Genomic DNA, 22,518 nt, shown 5'->3' with positions numbered 1-22,518 from the left:
TCGATCCTTTTTTACACCGCCGGGTTTAAGCATCACCTGGCTGAACACGCCCGGAAGTACCGGCAGCCATGCGTTCACTTAACAGCGCCTCAAACTCTTCGGTGTAACTGTCTACAGTCCAGGCAACCTGGGCGCCGCCAATACGCAAAACCAGACCGGGTGCCTGTTCCGGGTCGTTTTCAAAGCGCAGACTCATGCCTGGCAGAAGGCTTTTGATATCCGCCTGCAGCAGTGCCTGTGCTGCTTCGGGTAAGGGGTCGCACGTGGTTGCAACGGCCTCCTTGCTGTCGCCCGCGGCGTCGGAAAGCTCGCCGGCAATGGGCTGCAAGCGCGCGCTGACATGGCGAACGATGGCTTCTTCCAGGGATTCATCCGCCAGATCCCGCAACGCTTTACGGGTGAGCTCCAGCAGGGTTTCTTCTCCGGCACGCTGCAGTTGCGCGGTGAACTTATGGCGCTCGCGCTCCAGGTGCTTGTGCCAGTCTTGCTGCTCGTGCTCAAGCCTGGCACGGGCTTCTGCCAGCAGGCTGTCGCGCTGATCTTCCGATTCCCTTAGCGCTTGCTTCACCACGGCATCCTGATCCGACAACAGCTGTTTTTGCTGCTGGCGAAATTCCGCTTCGGCGGCCAGGGCTTTTTTCTCGGCCTCTCCTGCTTCCGCCATGCGGCGTGTTATTTCAGCCTCGCGGGCATCAATGCCGTCCAGAATCGGGCGGTAGAGAAAGCGCTTCAGCAGCCACACCAGCACCAGAAAGTTGGCGATTTGCGCGATAACGGTAATCCAGTCAATGGACATGGTTGGCTCTAGCCTCCTGCGGCAACCTGCATGGCGTCCCAGAACGGGTTGGCAAAAATCAGAATCATGGCCACTACAAAGCAGTAGATGGCGGTTGATTCAATCATCGCCAGGCTCACAAACAGGGTTCGTGACAGAGTTGGAGCTGCGTCCGGCTGCTGCGCGATGGCTGCAATCGCCGCGGCGGCTGCGCGCCCTTCGCCCAACGCCGGGCCAATGGCACCGATGGCGATGGTCAGGCCGGCGGTAAATATCGAAATGGCCGCAATAATGGCAAGATCCGTCATGACTTGTCCTCTTTTTTGAGCGCAGGGTGGTCTGGGTCTGCCGTGGCAGATGAGATGTAGACAGTGGCGAGAATGGCAAAAATGTAGGCCTGGATCATGCCGGTCAGTAACCCGAGCATGTCCATGACCACAGGGAAGAAAAACGGCGCGACGGTCAACAGAATGGCCGCAATGACCGCGCCGCTCATCACGTTGCCGTAAAGACGAATGGCCAGCGAGATGCCTTTGGAAAATTCACCGATAATATTGAACGGCAGCATGATAACCGAGGGCTCGATAAAGGTTTTGAGGTAGCTCCCCACGCCGCCACTGGCGATGCCAAACACCGGTACCGCGACCAACACAGATATGGCCAGTGCCGCAGTGGTGGAAAGCGACGATGTGGGCGGTGAAAACCCGGGTATCACCAGCATCAAATTTGATAAAGCGATGAACAGGAACAAAGTGCCGGCAAAGTACATTACATGGCGCGCAGAGTTCCGGGTAACTTCTTCAATCTGGCCCTGAATCAGCTTTACGATCACTTCCAGCGCAGTGCGCCAGCGATTGGGCGGCACGTCCGGGCGCAGGTTGCGGGTAATCAGCATGGAAATACCCACCAGCAGTGCCATCACGATCCAGGTGTTGACGATGGTGGCGTTGACCTCCCAGCCTGCCAGCGTGAACACAACAATGTCATCGGGGGTAAGCTGCATTATGCGTCCTTGTATTTGGAGATGGAGAGTTTGGAGGTGGAGGGATTGGCAGTGGTGGGTGCCTTGCTGATTCTGGCCCAGAGCACGGCAACAAGCCGCGCCAGGAAAAACGCCAGTGCGTAGCCGGCTATGGCCCAGTTACTGCCGGCGGAAGCCGTTACCAGAAAACCAACGCCAAGCAGCACCGCAATCCGGCAGAACGAGCTGGCCATCAGCCAGAGCCCGGGTCGATCAGAGCGCAAGGCGCATCGCATGCCCCAGGCCAGCCCTATGAAAAACAATGCGCTTACGGGTAAGCCAAAAGAAAACCCCAGCAGCACTGCATGCCAGTCTACCGTTATCACCGTTTGTCTCCTTTCTGATCCGGCCCTTCTCGTTCAATCCAGCCCCAGGCAATGATGCCGCCCACGACAACGCCGCCGAGAATCAGCGCTATGGGCCAGGAAAAATTCTGCGGTGCCACATCGTTCAGCCATAACCCCAGGAAAGCGCCACCCACCGTGGGCACTGCGATTGACCAGCCAATGATGCCGAAAGCACCCAGTCCGCGCAGGGGGCTGACCCCTGGCTCGTCCCGTGCGCGCTTCATGCGCTCGGCACTGCGCCGGATATCTTCTGCGGAGCGATCGTCTTCTGTACTCATACCGTGGGCTTCCGCAAGTCACCAAAGCGCCGCACTATGCCTGCTTCCAGCCGGGACAGGGCTGAACGTGCCACTCGCTCTTCTTCATCCACTTCGATAAACGCAGCCTGTATGGTCTCGTTCAGGGACTCGAGATCCTTGCCCTGAACGCCGCGACGTATGGCGATGTCTACCTGATGGCCTTTTTTCACCAGCACGCCTTCATCAATGCCAAAAAACGCTTCGGTGCCATCGGCCGAGGTGAGAATCAAAACCGAGGGCACCAGTGCCGTAACGAAATCTGTATGATTCGGGAGCATACCGAAAGCGCCGTTTTGCGCGGTGGTAAACAGCTTTTGCACGCTGCCTTCGAACAGTGTTCGGGTGGGCAGCCGCAGCGTTACCTGCATGGACTCGGCAAGGCTCATGATTTTTTCTCCAGATCTTTCAGGGAGCCAATCATGTAATAGTCGGTTTCGTTATCGTGAAACTCGGTCTGGTTCAATATGGTTTCGCAGCCGTCCAGGGTGTCCTTGATGGACACGCGTCTGCCGCTATCGCCGGTCAATGCACCAACGGTGAAAAACGGTTGCGTGAGAAAGCGTTCAAGCCGTCGTGCCCGGGCCACGGTTGCGCGGTCTGCGGCAGATAGTTCCTCCATGCCCAGCATGGCAATAATGTCGCGCAGGTCTTCGTATTCGGCCAGGGTGCGCCTTACCGCCCGGGCTATGTCGTAATGGCGCTGGCCAACAATGGCGGGCGTCAGCATCACGGAGGCGGAGCCAAGAGGATCAACGGCCGGGTACAGGCCTTCACTGGCGCGCTTGCGTGATAGCACCACTGAGGCGGAAAGGTGCGAGAAAATATGCGCTGCCGCCGGGTCGGTAAAGTCGTCCGCGGGCACGTAAACAGCCTGAATGGAGGTGATCGCACCATTGCGGGTAGAGGTGATGCGCTCCTGCAACGTGGCCAACTCGGTGGCTAGCGTGGGCTGGTAACCAACCCGCGAAGGCATGCGTCCCATCAGGCCGGAAACCTCGGACCCTGCCTGCACAAAGCGGAAAATATTGTCGATGAGCAGCAGCACATCCTGCTTCTGGTCGTCGCGGAAATACTCCGCCATGGTGAGGGCGGTTTTGCCCACCAGAAAACGCACGCCCGGGGCTTCGTTCATCTGCCCGAACAGCATCACGGTTTTGTCCCGCACGCCGGCGTCGCCCATCTCGCGGTAGAGCTCTTCTGCTTCACGGGAGCGTTCGCCAATGCCACAGAACAGGCTCACGCCCTGATAGTGCTGAACCGTGTTGTTGATCAGTTCGGTGATCAGAACGGTTTTACCCACACCAGCACCGCCGAACAGACCGGTTTTGCCGCCGCGCTCAATGGGTGACAGCAGGTCGATGGCCTTGATGCCGGTTTCCAGAATGTCGCTGTGGATTACGCGATTTTCCAGCGCCGGGGGTGGCTGATGGATGGAGCGCCGCACTTTGGCGGCAGGGGCAGGCTTGTCGTCAATAGGCTCACCAAACACATTGAGCATACGCCCGAGAACCGTATCGCCCACCGGAACCTGAATGGGCGCACCGGTGGCCTGCACCGGCATTCCAAGCCCCAACCCGCGCACCGGTGCCAGCGCCATGCAGCGTACGGCGCCATTCTCAAGGAGTGAGGTGACTTCCAGAGCCAGGCCGCCAGCGTAAACCAGATCCTGAATGCGGGGCGAGGTTGCGGGAAATCGTACGTCGACAACGCCGCCGCGAATTCCTACGATCTGTCCGATATCATTATTTTCTGCATTCGGGATCAGATCAGGATTATCAGCACTGGAACCGTAAGCGATCTGACTGGACATAAGCATGTGCCTGAACAGATTAGATTGTTAAAGGATAGTCGAGATACCGTAAATCGGAATTGAGGTAGGTCACTATTAATATTAGATCGATATTAATTTATCAGTTCCCACCAACACTTCAAATGGCGAGATGGTAATAATATGCGCTTTTCAGATATCCATGAGCGTGCGATTGCGCGTAAGGGCGGCCTTGCAAATTTGAACGCGCTGCTGCCAAACATGCCGCCGCTCTCTGAGTTGGAGGCGAGAACAGATGATCGCTACCTTTCAGAGATTACCCGTTGCGTCTTCAAAGCCGGATTTGTCTGGCGTGTTATTGATAACAAATGGCGGGGTTTCGAGGCAGCGTTCCATGGTTTTGTGCCGGCATACTGGCAACAAGTATCGCCAGACGTTCTGGAGGAGCTCGCTAGTGATGAGCGTATTGTGCGCAATATGCAAAAGATCCGTACGGTGCCCGAGAACGCCCGCATGATTATGGATGCGGTTCATCAGTACGGCAGTTTTGGTGCCTTCCTGAAGCAATGGCCGTCAGACGACCAGATCGGCCTGTTACTGTGGCTCAAGCGCCATGGTTCTCGTCTCGGAGGCAACAGCGCGCAGTATTTCCTGCGCCGAGTGGGCTGGGACGGGTTTATTCTGTCGGGCGAGGTGATGGCGGTTTTGCGCCATGCAGAGTTGCTGGACGCATCGCCCAGTAGCAAAAAAGGCCTGCAGCAGGCGCAGGCCGCATTCAACAATTGGCATCAGGAAACGGGCATGCCTTACAGTCACTTATCGCGGATAGCGTCCTGCTCTGTGGAAAGCTGAACGGTCAGCCAACCCTCATGCCTGTTCATAGTCCAAGCAGAAGAACCAACTCACAAAACACTACGCTGGCTCCCAAGGTGTCGCCAGTGTAGCCACCCAGTTGCTGCTTCAGGTACCAGCCCCACACCATGGCAACGGTAATGATGGCAGTAACGGCGGCCAGCCACAGCACTGGTAACCACAGGCTGAACATGAGTGCGATCAGGGCGGTAAACAGGCAACTGATCAGCAAACGCTTGCGCGAGAAGCCTTCCGCCACCGGCTTGCTTTTGCTTTTATCCGGGTCAGTCACATAAGGCAGGTAGGCCATCAGAAGAAGCGGTGTCAGACGGCTGATCGCGGGAGCGACCAGCAGCGTTAGCCAGATACTCTGGGCATTCACCAACAGCGCCGCCTTCAGGCCCAGCGCCATAACCAGAGCCACGGTACCGTAGGTACCGATGCGGCTGTCTTTCATGATCTCCAGGCGCTTCTCAACGGTGTAACCGCCGCCCAATGCATCCACGCTATCAGCAAGGCCATCTTCGTGGAAAGCGCCGGTAATAAACAGATGGAAGCATAAAACCAGCAACACGCAGACCAGCGGGCTCCAAGCCAGACTTAGAAGAGTGAATAATCCGGCATACAAGGCACCCAGCAGCAAGCCTACCAGCGGGAAATACACGCTGCACTGGTTCATGAGCTTCTGGGAATAATCGATGCGCACCAACATGGGAATGCGGGTGAGAAATCCGACGGCTAACCAGAAGGCCTGCCATTCATTGGATATCGGTTTTGATTCGGTGGACATGTGCGACTCCGTTCGGCAGAGGGCTCACCCTCAGGCTGTAAAATGCCGGCTATCGAAAGAGTCGGGAAGGTACCATGAGTTCCAATATTTTTCCTGATTCAATAGCCCTCCCCGACCAGTTGCAGGCCAGGGAGGGCAACTCCATTGCTATCGAAGCTTAGAGCTCTTTAGTGCAGTAGTAGAAGTCTACACAGTCATACTCGCCAGAGCTCACACGCTTATCTGCTTCTGCTGCAGTGGCTGCGGGTGGCACAATAACGCGTTCACCTGGCTGCCAGCCTTCAGGTGTGGCAACTCCGTGCTCATCGCTGGTCTGCAAGGCATCCAACAGGCGCAGGAACTCTGGAATAGAGCGGCCGTTGCTCATCGGGTAGTACACCATTGCCCGCAGTACGCCGTTCGGGTCAATCATGAAAGTTGCACGTACTGCCGATGTATCGGCTGCACCCGGGTGAATCATGCCATAGGCGCGGGCAACATCCATTTTCAGGTCGGCAATAATCGGGAAAGGAATCTCGACGCCGAACTTTTCCTTGATGTTGCGCATCCAGGCAATGTGCGAGTGGTGGCTGTCGATGGACAAGCCCAGCAGTTCGCAGTTGCGCTTGTTGAATTCCGGAGCCATCTTGGCGAAGGCCATGAATTCAGTGGTACAGACCGGTGTAAAGTCGGCCGGATGTGAGAAAAGAACCAGCCACTTTCCTTTATAGCTGTCCAGGTTCTTCATGCCATCTGTGGTCGGGGCATTAAAATCCGGAGCGCGTTCGTTCAGGCGTGGTAAACCAAATACGGGGTTGTCAGATTGTTCCATGGTAAAGCTCCTTGGCTGTTGATGACGAAACCACTATACGGCGATGAATAATTTAATGGAATAACGATATTCCAATGAGTGCTATAGCCGGTTTCAATCGATAACCCTGGCGTCGGATCCCGGTTTTCAAATAGCTGCGTATGGCACTTTGGACTATTCTTTTCAGGAGCATCCTGATTCACGCCTGAAGGGCGAGTAGTTCATGGCAGAACAGTCCGGCCAGGGGCCGAGTTACACCGACTCTGATTATTTGTTCCGAAAGCTGGCTCTGGGTATTCCCGGTGTTCTCTTCACCTATTGGCTGAGTGCCGATAGAGAGTCCCATCGCTACCTGTTTGTCAGCGATCAGGTTTACAGCATTCTTGGGCTTGATCCCGCTGTTTTGCGCAGAAATGCCGACACGGTGTTTTCTGCGGTTCATCCGGAGGATGTCGAGGGTGTTAACGCCAGCATTGAGGCTTCACTTGAAGCGCTTTCGCTCTGGCGGTGCCAGGCTCGCCTGAGAGTGAACGCCGGACACTACGAATGGTTTGAAGCCCATGCTGCACCGGAGCGCCAAATGGATGGGAGCACGGTCTGGTATGGTCAGTTTCATAACATCCAGCATTACAAAGCGCTTGAACACACGCTCAGAGAGCGTGAGGCGGAGTCAGCTTTTCAGGCTGATTTTCAGAAGCTGATAGCGAGGCTTTCGGCCCAGTTTATCAATCTGGGCTTTGGCACCATTGACCAATGTATTTTCGAACTGCTCAAGACGATCGGCGTCTTTTTTGAGGTAGATCGTGCCTATCTATATGAGTTTTCGCCGGACTATCGGGTTATGGATAACACTCACGAATGGTGTTCGCCCGGCGTGCCGTCTCTCATTGACAGCCAGCGCAATTTGCCGACAGACGATTTCGGATGGTGGCATGGCAAGATCAATGAAATGGTCAACGGCAACCGGGTGGTTTTTGTTGAAGGAATCGAGCAGTTACCGGTAGGCCCGGAGCGCACCATGCTGGAGCAACAGGGTGTCTGTTCCATGTTTTGTGTACCGGTTCGTGTCCGGGGCCTGGTTATCGGTTTTTTTGGAGTGGACTCCCTGCGTAAGCGTGCCTGGCGCCAGGATCAGGCAGACCTTCTGATGATCGTATCGGGATTACTCTCCGGAGCGCTTGAGCGCCACCGGCTTGAAAGTGAGCTTCTTAATCAGTCCATTCGTGACCCGTTAACCACCTTGCATAACCGCCGGTATCTGATGCCGAGGCTGAATGAAATGCTTGGCCGCTCCAGTCGCCACGGTGAGCATTTTACTCTGGCAATGTTTGATCTGGACCGCTTCAAGAATATCAACGATTCCAACGGGCACCTGGGAGGGGACTTCTGTCTGCGTAAGTTTGCCGATATTCTCCTTGAGCAAACCCGGGAGACAGACGTAGTGGCACGTTTTGGCGGCGAAGAGTTTGTTGTTGCCTTCAGTGGCGTCAGCCAGGCAGATGTGCGGGATACGGTAAGCCGCATTATCCATGCAGTGCGCAGCCACGATTTCGTTTTTGAAAATAGCGTCCTACCGCTGACGGTCAGTGCGGGTATTGCTGCTATCGGGGAGCTGGATACTGTTCCTGCTTCGCCAGACCCGCTCATACGGCTGGCGGACGAGCGGCTCTATCGGGCAAAGCAGGCAGGGCGGGACTGCCTTGTTGATGCATCAGGGGTATCGCGCATATAAAAAAAGAGAACTTCACCTAATATTCCGTTTTGGTATATGCTTAGAATCAAAGTCTAAGGCTCAACCCAACGGAGGTGAATGCCGTGAGTAACCCGATCGTTCAGTATTTTTTTGACGAGCCCACCAATACGTTCAGCTATGTGGTTCGTGATCCAGCCAGTCAAGTCTGCGCCATTCTCGATTCGGTACTCGATTTTGACTATGCCGCAGGCACGACGGATGTGCGCTCAGCGGATGAGATCATTGAGTACGTTCAGTCAAACGATCTGAAAGTTGAGTGGATTCTGGAGACTCATGTTCATGCGGATCATTTGTCTGCGGCACCCTACCTCCACGAAAAACTCGGTGGTAAAACCGGCATTGGTGCGCATATTCGGGATGTCCAGGAGATTTTTGGCAAGGCGTTTAACGCAGGTACGGAGTTCGCCCGCGATGGAAGCCAGTTTGATCGTCTGTTCCAGGATGGTGATACCTTCGCTATCGGCGGGCTCGAGTGCAGGGTAATGCACACGCCGGGGCATACCCCGGCATGCCTGACCTATGTGATCGGTGACGCAGCATTTGTAGGCGACACTTTGTTCATGCCGGATTTTGGAACCGCACGCTGCGATTTCCCGGGCGGTGATGCCCGTGTACTTTTTCAGTCCATCAGCAAGGTCCTTTCGCTGCCCCCGGAGACCCGCATTTTCCTGTGCCACGACTACAAGGCGCCGGGGCGTGATGAATATGCCCATCAGACAACCGTTGCGGAACAGCGCGAGGCCAACATCCACGTACACGCTGGCATCAGCGAAGACGAGTTTGTAAAGATGCGCACAGAGCGCGACGCCACGCTTGATATGCCCCGGCTGATTCTGCCCTCGGTGCAGGTCAATATGCGAGCAGGAGAGATGCCGCCGGCAGAGGATAATGGTCAGGTTTACCTGAAAATACCGGTCAACCTGTTCTGAGCGCCTGATGAACTTTAAACGATACCTGCCTTTTCTCCAGTGGGCACCGAAATACGGTAAGAGCAAGGCCACCAGTGATCTGGTGGCTGCTGCTATTGTAACCGTTATGCTGATTCCCCAGTCGCTGGCCTACGCCTTGCTGGCAGGTTTGCCGGCGCAGGTCGGGCTGTATGCCAGTATTCTTCCGCTGGTGGTTTACGCGATCTTTGGCACAAGCCGGACCCTGTCGGTTGGACCGGTGGCGGTAGTGTCTCTCATGACCGCTGCCGCGCTGGCGCCGCTGGCAGAGGCCGGAAGTCCTGAATATGTTGCTGGTGCAATACTGCTGGCGATTATGTCGGGGTTAATGCTCACGATGATGGGTGTTCTGCGTCTCGGATTTCTCGCCAATTTTCTCAGTCATCCCGTGATATCAGGTTTTATTACCGCTTCGGGCATTGTGATCGCAGCCAGCCAGCTCAAGCATATCTTCGGGGTACAGACCTCAGGCCAGAATCTTCTGACGATTGGCCAGTCGCTGGCTTCATCGTTAGGCGAAACTAACCTGCCAACCCTCGCAATTGGTGTCGGAGCCTTGTTGTTTCTGCTCTTCGCCCGCAAGCAGTTAAAGCCTCTCCTGATCCGCTCAGGCGTGGGTTCACGTTCGGCAGATATTCTCACTAAAACGGCACCGATTCTCGCGGTATTAGTGACCACACTGGTCGCGTGGCAGCTCCAGCTGGACACCCGGGGCGTTCGTCTGGTTGGTGTTGTGCCCTCTGGACTACCTGAACTGACGATGCCACCGATGGACTGGGGCCTCTGGCAGCAATTGGCGGTCAGTGCTCTGCTGATAAGTGTGGTGGGTTTTGTGGAGTCCGTATCTGTGGGGCAGACCCTTGCGGCAAAACGGCGCCAACGGATTGATCCTGATCAGGAACTGATCGGCCTGGGAACTGCCAATTTAAGCGCGGGCTTTTCAGGCGGCATGCCGGTAACAGGCGGTTTCTCCCGCTCCGTCGTCAACTTTGATGCCGGCGCGGAAACGCCAGCAGCCGGCGCATATGCAGCAGTCGGGATTGCCCTGGCGACCTTGTTCCTGACGCCTGCTATAGCTTTTTTGCCCCAGGCAACGCTCGCCGCCACTATTATTGTTGCCGTGGCAACGCTGATTGACCTGCCTGCGCTAGGTCGCACGTGGCGCTATTCCCGTACCGATTTCGGAGCCATGCTGGCAACCATTCTGCTGACCCTTGTGCACAGTGTTGAAGCCGGCATCATTGCGGGTGTGGCGCTTTCCATTGGCTTGTTTCTCTATCGCACCAGTCGGCCACATTGCGCTGTTGTTGGCCGCGTTCCGGGCACAGAGCACTTTCGTAATGTGCTTCGCCACGATGTAGAACTGTGCCCGAAGGTCACTTTTTTGCGTGTGGATGAAAGTCTGTATTTTGCCAATGCACGCTTTCTCGAAGAGACGGTGATGGATCTGGTGATTTGTGAGCCGGAGTTGAAAGATCTGGTGCTGGTGTGCCCCGCAGTCAATCTGGTAGATGCCTCGGCGCTGGAAAGCCTGGAAGCAATAAACGTGCGCCTCAAGGATGCGGGGGTGCGGCTGCACCTCTCTGAGGTGAAGGGGCCGGTTATGGATCGCCTCAAGGGTACTGAGCTGCTGTCTCATCTTGGTGGGCAGGTATTTCTGAGTACTTATGGAGCCTGGCAGACCCTGACCGGTCATCGCAAACCCATGAAAAAAATAGCCTGATTTTGTCCTGATTGTTGGTAGAAGGGCTGTTGTGGTCGCTATCATTGAATTGTTTTTCAGGTTTAAGAGAGCGGTCACTTTATCATGGGCATGACGGACAATTTGCTATCAACCGGGCAGTGGTTCCTGACGCTGGCCTTGTTCCTGATCATTCTGGTGCAGGCAGCCCGGTCGGTGCGCTGGCGTGCCCTGCGCGCAGACAACGTGTTGCAGCATTCCTTTTTCGGTGCCGCCGTAGTTCTGGGCTTTATCTGGCAACTGCGGGCAGGTATTTATCCCGGGCTTGCGATTCATATCTTTGGCATTACCGTGGTCACACTGATGCTGGGCTGGGGGCTTGCGGTATTTGCCGGGCTTCTGGCTCTGATTATTACCGTGATAACGGGTCGTGAGCCGGTCATGATGTTCGCCGCCAACGGCTTTGTGACCGTTATGATCCCTGCTCTGGTTACCCAGGGCATCATGCTTTGGGAAAGGCACCGGGACTTCAGTAATTTTTTTGCTTACATCTTTTTTTGCGGCTTTTTCGGTGCTGGTATTTCTGTAGCAGCCGCCGGCCTTATTATGTGCCTGATGCTCTGGGCCAGCGGCGTTTATGACTTTTCAGAGTTGGTTCACGATTACCTGCGATACCTTCCACTGTTCATGATCCCTGAGGGCTTTGTTAACGGTGCGATTGTTACCGGTATGATGGTGTTCCATCCGGACCGTCTGACAACTCTGGATCAGCGCCGTTATCGCTAGCTATCCTTCATTTTTCTGATGCGGCTTTAAACGCCCGTCTCGCCGGCTCGCGGCAGTTCCAGAATACCGGAATCGTCGTTTCGGGCTGTTTTCTTTTGCCATTGTTGCAACCATTCCGGTATCTCGCTGGCCGGCATCGGTCGGGCAATGCCGTAGCCCTGGATATAATCGCAGCCCAGCTGGCGAAGCGCGCGGGCATGTTCCAGGGTTTCAACGCCCTCCGCGACAATGGGGTGGGCAAACCTCTGGCCGAGAAAGATCACGCTTTCTACAATAGCCCGATCACTGGCGTCATCAAGCATGTTGATCACAAAGCTCTTGTCGATCTTCACCTGATCGACGGGTAAGGTGCGCATGTAGGTGAGCGAGGCAAACCCCGTTCCGAAATCGTCCAGGGCAATACGGAAACCAAGTTCCTGACATCGGGCGAGCACGTTGCCGGCGAGTCGGATGTCGTCGAGCGCTGTGGATTCCAGCACTTCCAGAGTGATCTGGCTGGGCTGAACGGCAGGGTGGCTGTGCAGATAGCTCTCGAGGAAGCCTGTAAAGCTTCTGTCCATCAGGTGCTGGGCACTGATATTAATGCTGACGGATAGATCTTCACCGGCGTCGTGCCAGAGGTTCATCTGATGAATGGCTTCTTTGAGAACCCATTGGCCCAGTGGCACCTCCAGGTGGCTGTTTTCCAGTGTGGGCAGGAAAGCGTCCGGGTAGAGCAAACCCCTTTTGGGATGATTCCAGCGAATAAGAGCCTCAAAACCTGCAACCTTGCAGCCCGCTATGCGTACCTGGGGCTGAAAATAAAGTTCGAACTCCTGATTTTCGAGTGCTCTGGTGATTTCGGTAAGCTGCTCACGCCTTTGTTGCCTGTGTTCGTTCAGTTCGGGGTCAAAAAAATGCAGCAGGTTGCGCCCCTTTTCCTTGGCAGAATACATGGCCTGATCTGCATGGCGGATGAGGCCTTCAGCATCTGCATTGTCTGCGGGGTAGCGGGTGATCCCAAGGCTTGCTGTGAGGGTGATCGGGCCCGTGCCGGTGCCAGGGTCAAGGGGCTCGTTAATAATGGATAATATCCGGCCATAGACGGCGTTATTATCGTCGCCCTGAAGAATCAGGCCGAACTCATCGCCGCCAATCCGGGCAACGGTATCGCCACTGCGAAGAGCCTGTGCGAGGCGCCCTGCCAGAGCGCGAAGCATCTGGTTACCTGCGGTATGTCCGAAACTGTCGTTGATCGCCTTGAAGCCGTCGAGATCCAGGTAACAGACAGCCAGGCTTTTTTGATGGCGGTCCGCGTGTGCTCGCGCTCTGCGCAGTCGGTCTTCCAGTTGCTGTCGGTTGGGCAAGCCTGTCAGTTCATCGTAGTTGGCGGCCCGGTCCAGTTCTTTCGCATGGTTTTTGAGGGCGGTAATGTCTGAGAAAGAGGCAACGTGGTAGTAACGACCCGGCTCATCAAGATGAATACGGCTGACTGACAGCAGCTCAATAAACTCTTCACCGCTTTTACGACGATTCCAGATTTCGCCACGCCAGTGGTCTGTCTGCTCAATACTTTGCCACATGGAGCGGTAATAGGCCGATGAGTGGCGACCAGAACTGAGAATGGACGGGTTAAGGCCCAGGACATCGCTGCGACTGTAACCGGTAATGCGGGAGAAAGCCGGGTTTACGTCGAGTATGCAGTTATTGTGGTCTGAAATAATGATGGCTTCGTGGCTGCGGTCAAATACGCTGGCGGCAATTCGCAAACCGCGCTCGCCCTGCTTGCGATCCGAAATGTTGTTCATGATGACGATGAAACCCGGCTTCACACCCTGCGCTGCGCCGGTAGGCAAGCAATAGACATGAACCCAGAATGGCGCACCGGAGCGTGTGAAGAGCAGAATATCTTCTTCAAACTGCTCTGCCTGGTGAAGCTTGCGGCTGATCCGCCTTATTGTTTCCGGGTCTGTAGTCGGGCCGTAAAGAAGTGCCCGGGGGCGAGCGCCGGCAACATCTTTCAGCAGGTAGCCGGTGTGTTCCTCGAAGCTCGGGTTAACCCATTGGATAAACCCTGATGCGTCAAGAATGAGCACCATGTTGCGAGTGGCAATGGCAACCAGTGAGAGGCGTTCCGGGTCAATCCGGGGGGTAGGATTATGGTCTTCCGGGCTCTGCGTATCTGACATGAATGCTTCCGGGCTCCGGCTGGAAAATGTGCGACTTTCTCCCTGTCCTGATAGATGAATTGTAGCAGTGATACCTTCGCTGAGTGTCCGTAGTTATCCAGCGGGCTTTATGAAAAACAGCGGGCGAGAATACGCGGGAAGCGGAGAATCTTCTTGATATGTGTCAACTTTACGATCAGTGCTTTTTTAAGGCTGGTACTTTAGCCGCGCCAACGGGAATGCTTCTGCAGCTTTCGCTGCAGGGTTCTCCTGTGCATATGCAGAGCTCTGGCTGTGGCCGATACATTGCCTTCGTTCTCATTAAGCACGCGCTGAATGTGTTCCCACTCCATTTCTTCCACGGATGGCGGCTCCTGACGCAACTCCGGTGTTGCTGCCAGTGGCTCGAAACCACTGAGGAGCTGTTGAACGTTAACCGGCTTGCATAAGTAGTTTATGGCCCCGCGGCGCATGGCTTCAACCGCCGTGGCAATGCTGCCATAGCCCGTCAGCACCAGAACCTCCAGGCCAGGCTGTTTGGCAAGGAGTTCCGGCAATAGCTGCAGGCCACTCTCGCCTGCCAGGTTAAGGTCCAGAACACAGTTCTGGAAGGGCTGCGTGTCCAGGGCGTGGAGTGCTTCGGCATGGCAATGGGAGCAGGTGGCGTCGATACCATGACGTTTGAGGGCGCGCTGGAGTATCTGCAGGAAAGCGTCATCGTCGTCAACAAGTAGCCAGCTGTTGCTTGTCGTCATCCTTTACCTCCTGTGTCTGCGTTTTCCGATCTGGCCTGGGGCAAATCAATGATCATGGTGGTGCCATGCTGATCAACGCGCGCCTTCAGTGTGCCGCCCAGGCGCTGGATTGTTGCATTCGAAAGAAAAAGACCCACGCCCAGACCGTTCTCCGAGCCAACGATCTGTTCTCCCGGAGTGTCCTGAAACGCGTCTTCCAGGCCGTCCCCGTGATCCTCTACTACCATCTCGATTCTGTTGCCTTCAGCGTTGCGTGCACTGACCGCTACCCACGTCGGGCTTGCGGTAAGAGCGTTAGCCAGAAGGTTAAGAATGGCCTGGTCGAGAGTGGCATCTACCGCAACCCGGCAATCCGGAACTGCCGCCGGCCACTCAATGGGTGCAGCGGGCCACAGGAGTGTCGCCGATTCTCTCAGGCGTGCTACCCAATCCCGAACCTGGACGCTTTCCAGCTGCGCAGTTTTGGCCTGTATTGCCGCACTGGAAAGTTGCTGCAGGTGTTTGCTGCAAAGAACAAGTTGCTGTTCCATCATGTTCAGATCTTCCTCAAGATCCGGATCCGGGAATGCTGACCGGATCTCATCAACCAGCAAGGTCATGGTGTTCAGCGGCGTACCCAGGCGATGGGCAACGGCGGCGGAAGAAAGCCCCAGCGCGATAATCTGTTCGTCGCGCAGACGCGTTTCCCGGATTGTTGATAATTGCTCTTGCTGCTGGCGTAATCGCCGTGCCAGAGCACCCACAACCAATAACAGGATTGCAGCCGTCATGGCAAAGGTGACCCACATGCCGGCCAGGTGCAGCTGTGCCAGGTTGGCGTGGTTATGGTCATGGGTAAGCGGAACCTGCCATATAACCAGAGCCGTATAGACCGCAATTCCGGAAAAGGTGAGGGCGATACTCTGGCTCAGGGGCACAAGAATAATTGCCACTGCTATGGGTAGAAGCAACAAGGAAACCAGCGGATTAGTGTAGCCGCCGGTCAGGAATAACCAGCTACCTATGAGTGCCAGGTCAAGAGCGAGACCCGCACTTACGCTTATTGGGGAGCGCGGTGGACGGCGGGTGAACCAGAGCCAGCCCAGCGTTGCGAGAACGCCATACAGCAGACACAACACGAGCGCTTCAGCACGGTGTGCGAGGGTAACAACCGTTTCTGCTACCGCAAGTGCGGTGAGTTGAAGGCCAACAACCGCCAAGCGCATGCCCAGCAGGTAGCGTGCGGATTGTTGGAAACCTGTTTGAGAGTGAGTTAGCCATTCCATGATGTGGATATTAGCAGGGTGGTGCGCGCAGTGGTGCAGTAAGTAAATGCTTTTACCGGTTTTTCTGAAATAGTTGTCGGGTATCAATCCGGAAAATAGCACGCCAGGTTCTGGCTGACGACGTCTGCGGTCAGTTGCAGCGGAGTTGCCCGTAGATCAAAGCTCTGTATTGCCCGCTCGGGAGAAACATCCCGACTGTGAGTGTCTATGCCTGGTAACCGTTCGGGCTGGTAAACGCAACTCCGGCCACTGGGGAAAAGGGCGACATAGGCGATGCCCGTTTCGACCAGATCCTGGAAAAAATGTGAGCCATAGGAAAGATCGGGAACCATATCACCGTCCATTTCCGCCACTTCTACCAGCACAGAAACCCGGGCTATATCAGCAAAACGGACGGGCACGCCCAGTTCCGGGCTGCTCGTGCCCCAGCGCCCCGGGCCAATAAGCATTGTTTTATCATCGCCGGTGCGCACCTGTTGGCCAACAAGGCGGGCAACCTCGTACCGCTGGCTGACGGTCAGGCGGCTGTAAATTGATGCGTCCACCCGGATAACGCGCTGAATACACAGGTTTATATTGCCGCCCATGAAGTGCCCGCGGGTTCGGAACAGAAGCTGTCGGTCGGAGATTTCTGCGGGTATGGTCGCTGCTTTGGTTTCACCTACGGTCGCCAGTGGCCGACACTGCACGAGGTTAAAAGCCGGCTCACCGGCATCATCAAGGTGCAGAGTGAATTCCACATCCACAGGGTGCTGGTAGCCGGCTTCCAGGGTTTTCAGCAGGCTGGAAAGGCGGGCAACAAACTGGCCTTTGCTCACCAGTGGCTGGAATGTGAGGCGCCATACCGGTGCAGGCAGGCCCAGCTCCTCCGCTCGCCTGCTTGCGGGCTGGTCCACTTCACCAAGATGCTGCAGCGGCAGATCGGAAAGTTCCTTTGAGAGTAGGCTCAAAGGGCGGGTGGTCAGCTTTCCTTCCTTCAGGTCCAGTGCATCCAGAAGATGCTGTGAGAACCTGTAATTCTCGTCTTGATTGCGGAAGGGGCGACGGCCCGGGTAGTCCAGCGCCATAACGCAGGCGTGGTCGTCTTCAATCCGGTCAACGGCTCGAGTGCCCAGCCCCATAACCAGGCGAACCATGCCGGCAGCCGGGTCCATATCGGTGTCCCAGGCAAAGGTGTTGCGGGACACGCCAACACCGGCGGCATCCGGCAGGTAGTATCGACCGTGAAAGCGGCCATTGACCCGCTGGATCAGCAGGGCCATAGGCTCTTCTCGCTGGTCCAGCCCGCGCTGCTGGCGATAAATCAGCGCATCCTCATTCATGGTAGAGGCGTAAACCTGCCGGATAGCATCTTCCAGCGCCGCAAGCCGAAGTTCCGGAGCGCCCTGGTTGATCAGGAAAACGCTGTCGTATTTGCCGGCAAACGCATTTCCGAATCCGTCTTCCTGAAGGCTGCTTGAGCGCACCATGATCGGGTATTGGCCATAGTGATCCAGCAGTCGCTCCAGTTCTGCCCGGATTTCCGGGGGGAAGCTTCCCGCCAGAATGTTCTGACGAAGCTGCTCCGCTTCACTGAGATAACCATCGGCAGAGCGCTGGCGCATAATCGCCGGCCACAGGCCGTTGTGAACCAGGAATGCGTAATAGGCATCTGAACCCAGATAGCTTGAGTCGTGTGGTTCGAGGTTATCCTGCCAGATATCGGGCTGATTCGTGAGCAGGATGCTGCGCGCGATCAGCATACCGGTTGCCTTGCCGCCGATATAGCCACTGCCGATCATTCTTGCCCGTATCCCGAGCAGGCTTTCAAGACTGAGGTAACGTTTTGCCAGCTCCAGCATTCTTGGGTCCCGGCTGATCAGAACATTCAGGACACGGTCAAGAATGTCGGCGGACTGTGCTTCATCACCGGCCTCAATCGCGCTTGCTACCTGGATGAAGAGTCTGTCCCAATAGTCCAGGAGCGGTTGGCGATTAAGCTGCGCCAGTTCCAACCCTGCCTGAAGCCGGGTTGCATCACTGCTGTGAGTGACGGGAATAAAACGCCCGTTGTATTCTCGATGGGGCAGAAACATGGTGGGCGATTGCCGGCACCAGGCTTTGATGGGCTGGATCTGAACGTCTTCCCCTAACCGATGGATGTCCACCATTACCTGCGTTGTTTGCCGGATACGATCCAAAGTGGTGCGGGAGTGGCGGTCGGGATAGAGCGCAAACCAGGCGACAGTCTCCAGTTCAAAAAGGAAGGGGCAGACCACCCGGAAAAAGTTGCCCACCATGGCGTCCGTCGCCCAGGCATTAAGCAGATCGCTCAAACAGTCGCAGACGTAGAAGGCGCCCTGCCCGTGCTCTTCAATCAGGCGCCAGACCCGGCCGGTGAAGGCTTCAAAGCCGCTCAGGGCATCAATGTTTTCGATTCGGATATTGTTGGTGGTGTCAGATACCAGCGGAGGGTGCTGGCCAAAGCGGAGGTAGATAATACGGCGCCCTGCAGACGCCGCAGATTCAATAAACGGAGTAACGAACCGGCGATAGTCTTCCAGATCGTTCACTCGCCAGACAACGTTATCGCCGATTCGCAAACCGTCGAGAACGTCGTCAAGTCCCGGGAGGCCGGAAGAAACCCTTGTATTATCTTTCGAGTTTCCGCCGTTCCCGGACATGAGGTGTTACTCCGTTATCAGACCGTTATCAGGCCGTTATCAGATAACGCCCATGGCTTCCATCGCGCGCGCTACTTTGATGAAGCCAGTGATGTTGGCGCCCATCACATAGTTGCCCTCTTCGCCGAATTCCGCCGAGGTCTCGTAACAGCTCTTGTGGATATCGATCATGATGTCCTCAAGGCGTTTTTGAGTATAGTCGAAAGACCAGGAGTCACGGCTGGCATTCTGTTGCATTTCCAGCGCAGACGTTGCAACACCGCCGGCGTTGGCGGCTTTGCCCGGGCCATACATCAGTTTGGCTTGCTGGAAAATGGCGATGCCTTCGGGAGTGGTAGGCATGTTGGCGCCTTCAGCCACCGCGATGCAGCCGTTTTCAACCAGTGTCTTGGCGTCGTTGGCGTTAAGCTCGTTCTGGGTGGCGCAGGGCAAGGCGATGTCGCAGGGGATTGACCAGATGCTGCCGCCTTTGACGTATTTTGCGTCCTTGTGGAACTCGGTGTAGGCGCTGAGTCGGCGACGCTCAACTTCTTTAATCTGCCTGAGAGCTGCCAGATCAATGCCTTTCTCGTCTACGATAATGCCGCCTGAGTCGGAGCAGGCAATAACTTTGGCGCCCAGTTCATGGGCTTTGGCAATGGCATAGATTGCGACGTTACCGGAGCCGGAAACAACCACTTTCTTGCCTTCCATGGAGTCGCCACGTGCCTTCAGCATTTCATGGGTGAAGAAAACGGTGCCGTAGCCGGTTGCTTCCGTGCGCGCCCGGCTTCCGCCCCAGTCCAGGCCCTTGCCGGTCAGTACAGAAGATTCGTAGCGGTTGGTTATGCGCTTGTACTGGCCAAACATATAGCCGATTTCACGCTTGCCCACGCCAATATCACCGGCGGGAACGTCTGTGTATTCACCAATGTGGCGATACAGTTCGGTCATCAGGCTCTGGCAGAAACGCATGATTTCGTCATCGGAGCGGCCTTTGGGATCAAAGTCGCTGCCGCCTTTACCGCCGCCGATGGGCAGGCCGGTCAGGGCGTTCTTGAAAATCTGCTCAAAGCCCAGGAATTTGATGATGCCGAGGTATACAGACGGGTGGAAGCGCATGCCGCCTTTGTAGGGCCCCAATGCACTATTGAATTCAACACGGAACGCACGGTTGATATGAATTTCACCGTTATCATCCTGCCAGGGCACCCGGAAAATAATCTGGCGCTCTGGTTCGCAGATACGCTGAATGATCTTCTTCTCGGCAAATTCCGGGTACTTGACCAGGACGGGCCCCAGTGTTTCCAGAACTTCGTGTACGGCCTGGTGGAACTCATTTTCACCCGGATTGCGGTGCAGAACATCTTCGTAAATCAGTTCCAGTTTTTCATCAAGTCGGGCGGTCATAACGTTTTCCTCGTTTCGGTTCTTGCTTATTGCAGGAAAGTGGAAAGGCTGGTTGAAAATTGGGGCGGTGATTTCATCACATTGCAGGGCGCTTAGCAAGAGACGCTCGTCTTTGGTGCGCTTGGGAATATACCCCAAGAGAGATGCGGCATTGTGTCTCAGGCGCACAGGCGCTGGCGCGTTTATTATTCCCACCTACCTTTTGATTCAGACAGGCCCGCCCTCAGGGAAGCAGTAGTATGAAGGAACGAGCACTTGCCAGATTTGTACGGATTGCCGTTATTGGTTTCGCAGGCTTACCGGCGCTGGTGCCGGCACAAACTGTTGAGGAAAACCTGGTCATTCGTGTAACGGAAGGGCAGTCAAGTGACAATGCTGATGCGGTTCTGGCTAGCGAGCCAGTAAGCCGTCTGGCTTCTGATCCCTCGGTATCGCTTTCCCGGATGGGCGGTCGCGGCCTGGAACCGGTAGTGCGGGGCCAGAGTCAGGAGCGTGTGGATGTGCTGCTGGATGGTATCCGTGTAGAGGGTGCCTGTCCTAACCGGATGGATCCACCAACCAGCCGGCTGAGCAGCGCGTTGGCGCCGGTTCTGGAGGTTCGGACAAATAACCGCACCTTGCGCTGGGGCCCCATCGCTGGTGGGCAGATAATTGCAACGACTGCGAACCCGCAATTCAAGGGCAATGCGACCACAGGCCAGGTAACCATCGGCGGATCGGACAATGGCAATGGCAAGCTCATAAACGCTGCAGCGGCTGTTGGCAGTGAGGAAGCATGGCTGCGGCTTGCCGGCGGGTATGACGAAGCAGATGATTACGAAGACGGTGATGGTAACGAGGTGCGCAGCGCCTACAAAAACGCTGAGGGCCGTGTTGATGGTGCCTGGACTGCTGAAAATGGTTTCTACATCAAGGGTATGGTCAGCCGCCAGGAAGAGAGCGATGTGAAATATGCAGGCTCCGGCATGGATGCTCCGAAGACGGATACAGATATGTACCGCATGGAGCTGGGCTCTCCGGTTGCCGACGGCGAATGGAATTTACTGGCCTGGCAGGCAGATGTTGATCACACGATGGACAACTTCAGCCTGCGCCCTGTGGGCATGATGAAAATGCAGACGGATTCCACGACCGAGACTCGCGGAATGCGGTTTACCCTGGATCAAAGCCCCGACAGTTCAACCGACTGGGCAGTAGGTGCAGATCTGGAGACCAATGACTGGGACGCGACGCTGTCTAATGTGACCAATCCCATGCCTATGACGGTCTCGTTTATGTGGCCTGGTGTGGAACGTGAGCGTGTCGGGCTTTTCGCTGAGGGTTTCCGGCGTGTGGCCACTGACGTGAAGGTCGGAGCCGGCCTTCGGTATGACCGTGTGGAAATGGATGCAACCAAGGCCAACGATGTTGCGAGTATGGGCATGACCCCGGCCATGCTTTACCAGAGCGCTTACGGCACAACCGATGTAAAGCCTGAAGATAACAACATCAGCGGGTTTGTATCCGGTGAATGGCGCTTGCCGCAAAACCAGGCGTTGACACTGACTGCCAGCCGAAGTGTACGGAGCCCCGGTGTTACAGAGCGCTATCTGGCCCGGAACACCATGACCGATAGCTGGATTGGTAACCCTGGCCTGGATACTGAAAAACATAACAAATTAGAGCTGGCTCTGAGTGGAAGCAAAAACCAGTGGAGCTGGAAGCCGGTTGTCTGGGTTGATCAGGTGGACGACTTTGTAAGGCGTTACAAAGAAACGGCAGCTCAGTGTGGTAAGGCGAATGGCTGCACCCGTTATGAAAACATTGATGCCCGCCTGCTTGGCGCTGAGGTGATGGTCGGCTGGACGGACGGAACCTGGAGCAGTAGCAGCACACTGGCTTCCGTTCGCGGAGAGAATCGTGACGATAACTCGGCTCTGGCACAGATTCCTCCGGTGCAGTTTGTGCAGACACTGGGCTGGCAGAGCATGGGACACAGCGTTGAAGCCGAGTGGCTATTGGCCCGTCGCCAGGATCGCATCGACCTGGAATCCGGGCTGGATGTAGGAACATCACCCGGATACGGCGTGTTTAATCTTTCTGGCAGCCACCCGTTGATGGAGCACCTCACCTTCAACTGGGCTCTGGATAACCTGTTTGATAATACCTGGGCGCCTCATGTGAGCCGCGCAAACACAGATCCGTTCAACCCTGATTCGGTGCGTGTGAACGAGCCAGGGCGCACGCTACGCGCGGCACTGACGGCCAAATGGTAAACCTTGCAATGGCGGTTGCCCGCTGCTGATAGCCGGCGGGTAACACTTCGCCCCGTGCAGGACTAACTCCCCCTGCACGGGGTTTTTTTATAGCGCGGTTGGTGGTTGTCTTTGGCAATGCCTGATGTTGGTTTTACCGCACCTAAGCCCTGATTTGGAGTAAGTTAGTGTGTCTTCGTTCTGAGTATATTGATAACCTGTGGTTATTAATTAATAACTGTTTTCGGAGTGACTG

At 55.8% G+C, this 22,518-nt stretch carries 20 protein-coding genes; 6 read left to right on the top strand and 14 right to left on the bottom strand.

The features are described from left to right. Nucleotides 1–25: 25 nt before the first annotated feature. From ACN0RL_RS00520 to atpD, 7 genes are read right to left on the bottom strand one after another with little or no spacing between them, the layout of a single operon-like run. Nucleotides 26–796, bottom strand: coding sequence for a F0F1 ATP synthase subunit B (locus tag ACN0RL_RS00520; RefSeq protein WP_417512681.1), 771 nt, complete (start codon nucleotides 794–796; stop codon nucleotides 26–28). Between the two features lie 8 nt (nucleotides 797–804). Further along, on the bottom strand, nucleotides 805–1,083 hold the full coding sequence (locus tag ACN0RL_RS00515) for a F0F1 ATP synthase subunit C (RefSeq protein WP_022990721.1): 279 nt from the start codon (nucleotides 1,081–1,083) through the stop codon (nucleotides 805–807). Then, nucleotides 1,080–1,778 (bottom strand): F0F1 ATP synthase subunit A, encoded by a 699-nt coding sequence (locus tag ACN0RL_RS00510; protein WP_417512680.1) that lies wholly within the window; start codon nucleotides 1,776–1,778, stop codon nucleotides 1,080–1,082. The genes ACN0RL_RS00515 and ACN0RL_RS00510 overlap by 4 nt, the downstream gene beginning before the upstream one ends. Then, nucleotides 1,778–2,122, bottom strand: a complete 345-nt coding sequence (locus tag ACN0RL_RS00505; RefSeq protein WP_417512679.1) for an ATP synthase subunit I — start codon at nucleotides 2,120–2,122, stop codon at nucleotides 1,778–1,780. Before ACN0RL_RS00505 ends, ACN0RL_RS00510 begins: the two co-directional genes overlap by 1 nt. Next, entirely contained in the window at nucleotides 2,119–2,421 is a 303-nt protein-coding gene (locus ACN0RL_RS00500) for an AtpZ/AtpI family protein (protein WP_417512678.1), read from the bottom strand. Before ACN0RL_RS00500 ends, ACN0RL_RS00505 begins: the two co-directional genes overlap by 4 nt. Further along, nucleotides 2,418–2,828 (bottom strand): ATPase, encoded by a 411-nt coding sequence (locus ACN0RL_RS00495; RefSeq protein ID WP_417512677.1) that lies wholly within the window; start codon nucleotides 2,826–2,828, stop codon nucleotides 2,418–2,420. Before ACN0RL_RS00495 ends, ACN0RL_RS00500 begins: the two co-directional genes overlap by 4 nt. After that, nucleotides 2,825–4,207 (bottom strand): F0F1 ATP synthase subunit beta, encoded by a 1,383-nt coding sequence (gene atpD / locus ACN0RL_RS00490; protein ID WP_417512905.1) that lies wholly within the window; start codon nucleotides 4,205–4,207, stop codon nucleotides 2,825–2,827. The genes ACN0RL_RS00495 and atpD overlap by 4 nt, the downstream gene beginning before the upstream one ends. Nucleotides 4,208–4,393: 186 nt before the next feature. Between atpD and ACN0RL_RS00485 the strand changes: the two genes are divergently transcribed. Further along, nucleotides 4,394–5,062, top strand: coding sequence for a DNA-3-methyladenine glycosylase I (locus ACN0RL_RS00485; RefSeq protein ID WP_417512676.1), 669 nt, complete (start codon nucleotides 4,394–4,396; stop codon nucleotides 5,060–5,062). Nucleotides 5,063–5,087: 25 nt separating this feature from the next. On the opposite strand, the gene cobS is transcribed toward ACN0RL_RS00485, so the two are convergent. Further along, a complete protein-coding gene (gene cobS / locus ACN0RL_RS00480; RefSeq protein WP_417512675.1) occupies nucleotides 5,088–5,852 on the bottom strand; it encodes an adenosylcobinamide-GDP ribazoletransferase in 765 nt (254 codons plus the stop codon). A 157-nt stretch (nucleotides 5,853–6,009) separates the two neighbouring features. After that, nucleotides 6,010–6,663 carry a peroxiredoxin gene (locus tag ACN0RL_RS00475; RefSeq protein ID WP_417512674.1) on the bottom strand — a complete coding sequence of 218 codons (654 nt, stop codon included), beginning with the start codon at nucleotides 6,661–6,663 and terminating at the stop codon, nucleotides 6,010–6,012. A 202-nt stretch (nucleotides 6,664–6,865) separates the two neighbouring features. Here ACN0RL_RS00475 and ACN0RL_RS00470 point away from each other — a divergent pair, with 202 nt between their 5' ends. From ACN0RL_RS00470 to ACN0RL_RS00455, 4 genes are all read left to right on the top strand, one after another. Further along, complete coding sequence (locus ACN0RL_RS00470) at nucleotides 6,866–8,374, top strand: diguanylate cyclase (RefSeq protein WP_417512673.1); 1,509 nt, start codon at nucleotides 6,866–6,868, stop codon at nucleotides 8,372–8,374. Nucleotides 8,375–8,457: 83 nt separating this feature from the next. After that, nucleotides 8,458–9,324: an MBL fold metallo-hydrolase gene (locus ACN0RL_RS00465; protein WP_417512672.1), complete on the top strand. Its 867-nt coding sequence runs from the start codon at nucleotides 8,458–8,460 to the stop codon at nucleotides 9,322–9,324. Between the two features lie 7 nt (nucleotides 9,325–9,331). Continuing rightward, nucleotides 9,332–11,065 carry a SulP family inorganic anion transporter gene (locus ACN0RL_RS00460; protein ID WP_417512671.1) on the top strand — a complete coding sequence of 578 codons (1,734 nt, stop codon included), beginning with the start codon at nucleotides 9,332–9,334 and terminating at the stop codon, nucleotides 11,063–11,065. Between the two features lie 84 nt (nucleotides 11,066–11,149). Continuing rightward, nucleotides 11,150–11,809 (top strand): energy-coupling factor ABC transporter permease, encoded by a 660-nt coding sequence (locus tag ACN0RL_RS00455; RefSeq protein WP_417512670.1) that lies wholly within the window; start codon nucleotides 11,150–11,152, stop codon nucleotides 11,807–11,809. 26 nt (nucleotides 11,810–11,835) lie between these two features. Here the strand turns inward: ACN0RL_RS00455 and ACN0RL_RS00450 are convergent, their stop codons facing one another. The 5 genes from ACN0RL_RS00450 to gdhA form a co-directional block, all read right to left on the bottom strand. After that, the gene (locus ACN0RL_RS00450; protein WP_417512669.1) at nucleotides 11,836–13,977 is read right to left on the bottom strand and encodes a putative bifunctional diguanylate cyclase/phosphodiesterase; all 2,142 of its coding nucleotides are present in this window, start codon (nucleotides 13,975–13,977) and stop codon (nucleotides 11,836–11,838) included. Nucleotides 13,978–14,177: 200 nt separating this feature from the next. Next, nucleotides 14,178–14,711 (bottom strand): response regulator transcription factor, encoded by a 534-nt coding sequence (locus tag ACN0RL_RS00445; protein WP_417512668.1) that lies wholly within the window; start codon nucleotides 14,709–14,711, stop codon nucleotides 14,178–14,180. After that, on the bottom strand, nucleotides 14,708–15,976 hold the full coding sequence (locus ACN0RL_RS00440; protein WP_417512903.1) for a sensor histidine kinase: 1,269 nt from the start codon (nucleotides 15,974–15,976) through the stop codon (nucleotides 14,708–14,710). The genes ACN0RL_RS00445 and ACN0RL_RS00440 overlap by 4 nt, the downstream gene beginning before the upstream one ends. Nucleotides 15,977–16,059: 83 nt before the next feature. Beyond that, entirely contained in the window at nucleotides 16,060–18,639 is a 2,580-nt protein-coding gene (locus ACN0RL_RS00435) for a PEP/pyruvate-binding domain-containing protein (RefSeq protein WP_417512667.1), read from the bottom strand. Between the two features lie 39 nt (nucleotides 18,640–18,678). Continuing rightward, nucleotides 18,679–20,028, bottom strand: a complete 1,350-nt coding sequence (gdhA, locus tag ACN0RL_RS00430) for an NADP-specific glutamate dehydrogenase (protein ID WP_417512666.1) — start codon at nucleotides 20,026–20,028, stop codon at nucleotides 18,679–18,681. A gap of 239 nt (nucleotides 20,029–20,267) precedes the next feature. Between gdhA and ACN0RL_RS00425 the strand changes: the two genes are divergently transcribed. Continuing rightward, entirely contained in the window at nucleotides 20,268–22,283 is a 2,016-nt protein-coding gene (locus ACN0RL_RS00425) for a TonB-dependent receptor domain-containing protein (RefSeq protein WP_417512665.1), read from the top strand. The last annotated feature ends 235 nt before the right edge of the window (nucleotides 22,284–22,518 follow it).

Origin of the sequence: Marinobacter sp. (assembly GCF_048259445.1) — a bacterium.
Taxonomy (GTDB): domain Bacteria; phylum Pseudomonadota; class Gammaproteobacteria; order Pseudomonadales; family Oleiphilaceae; genus Marinobacter.
This window is presented reverse-complemented; position numbering and strand designations above follow the sequence as displayed.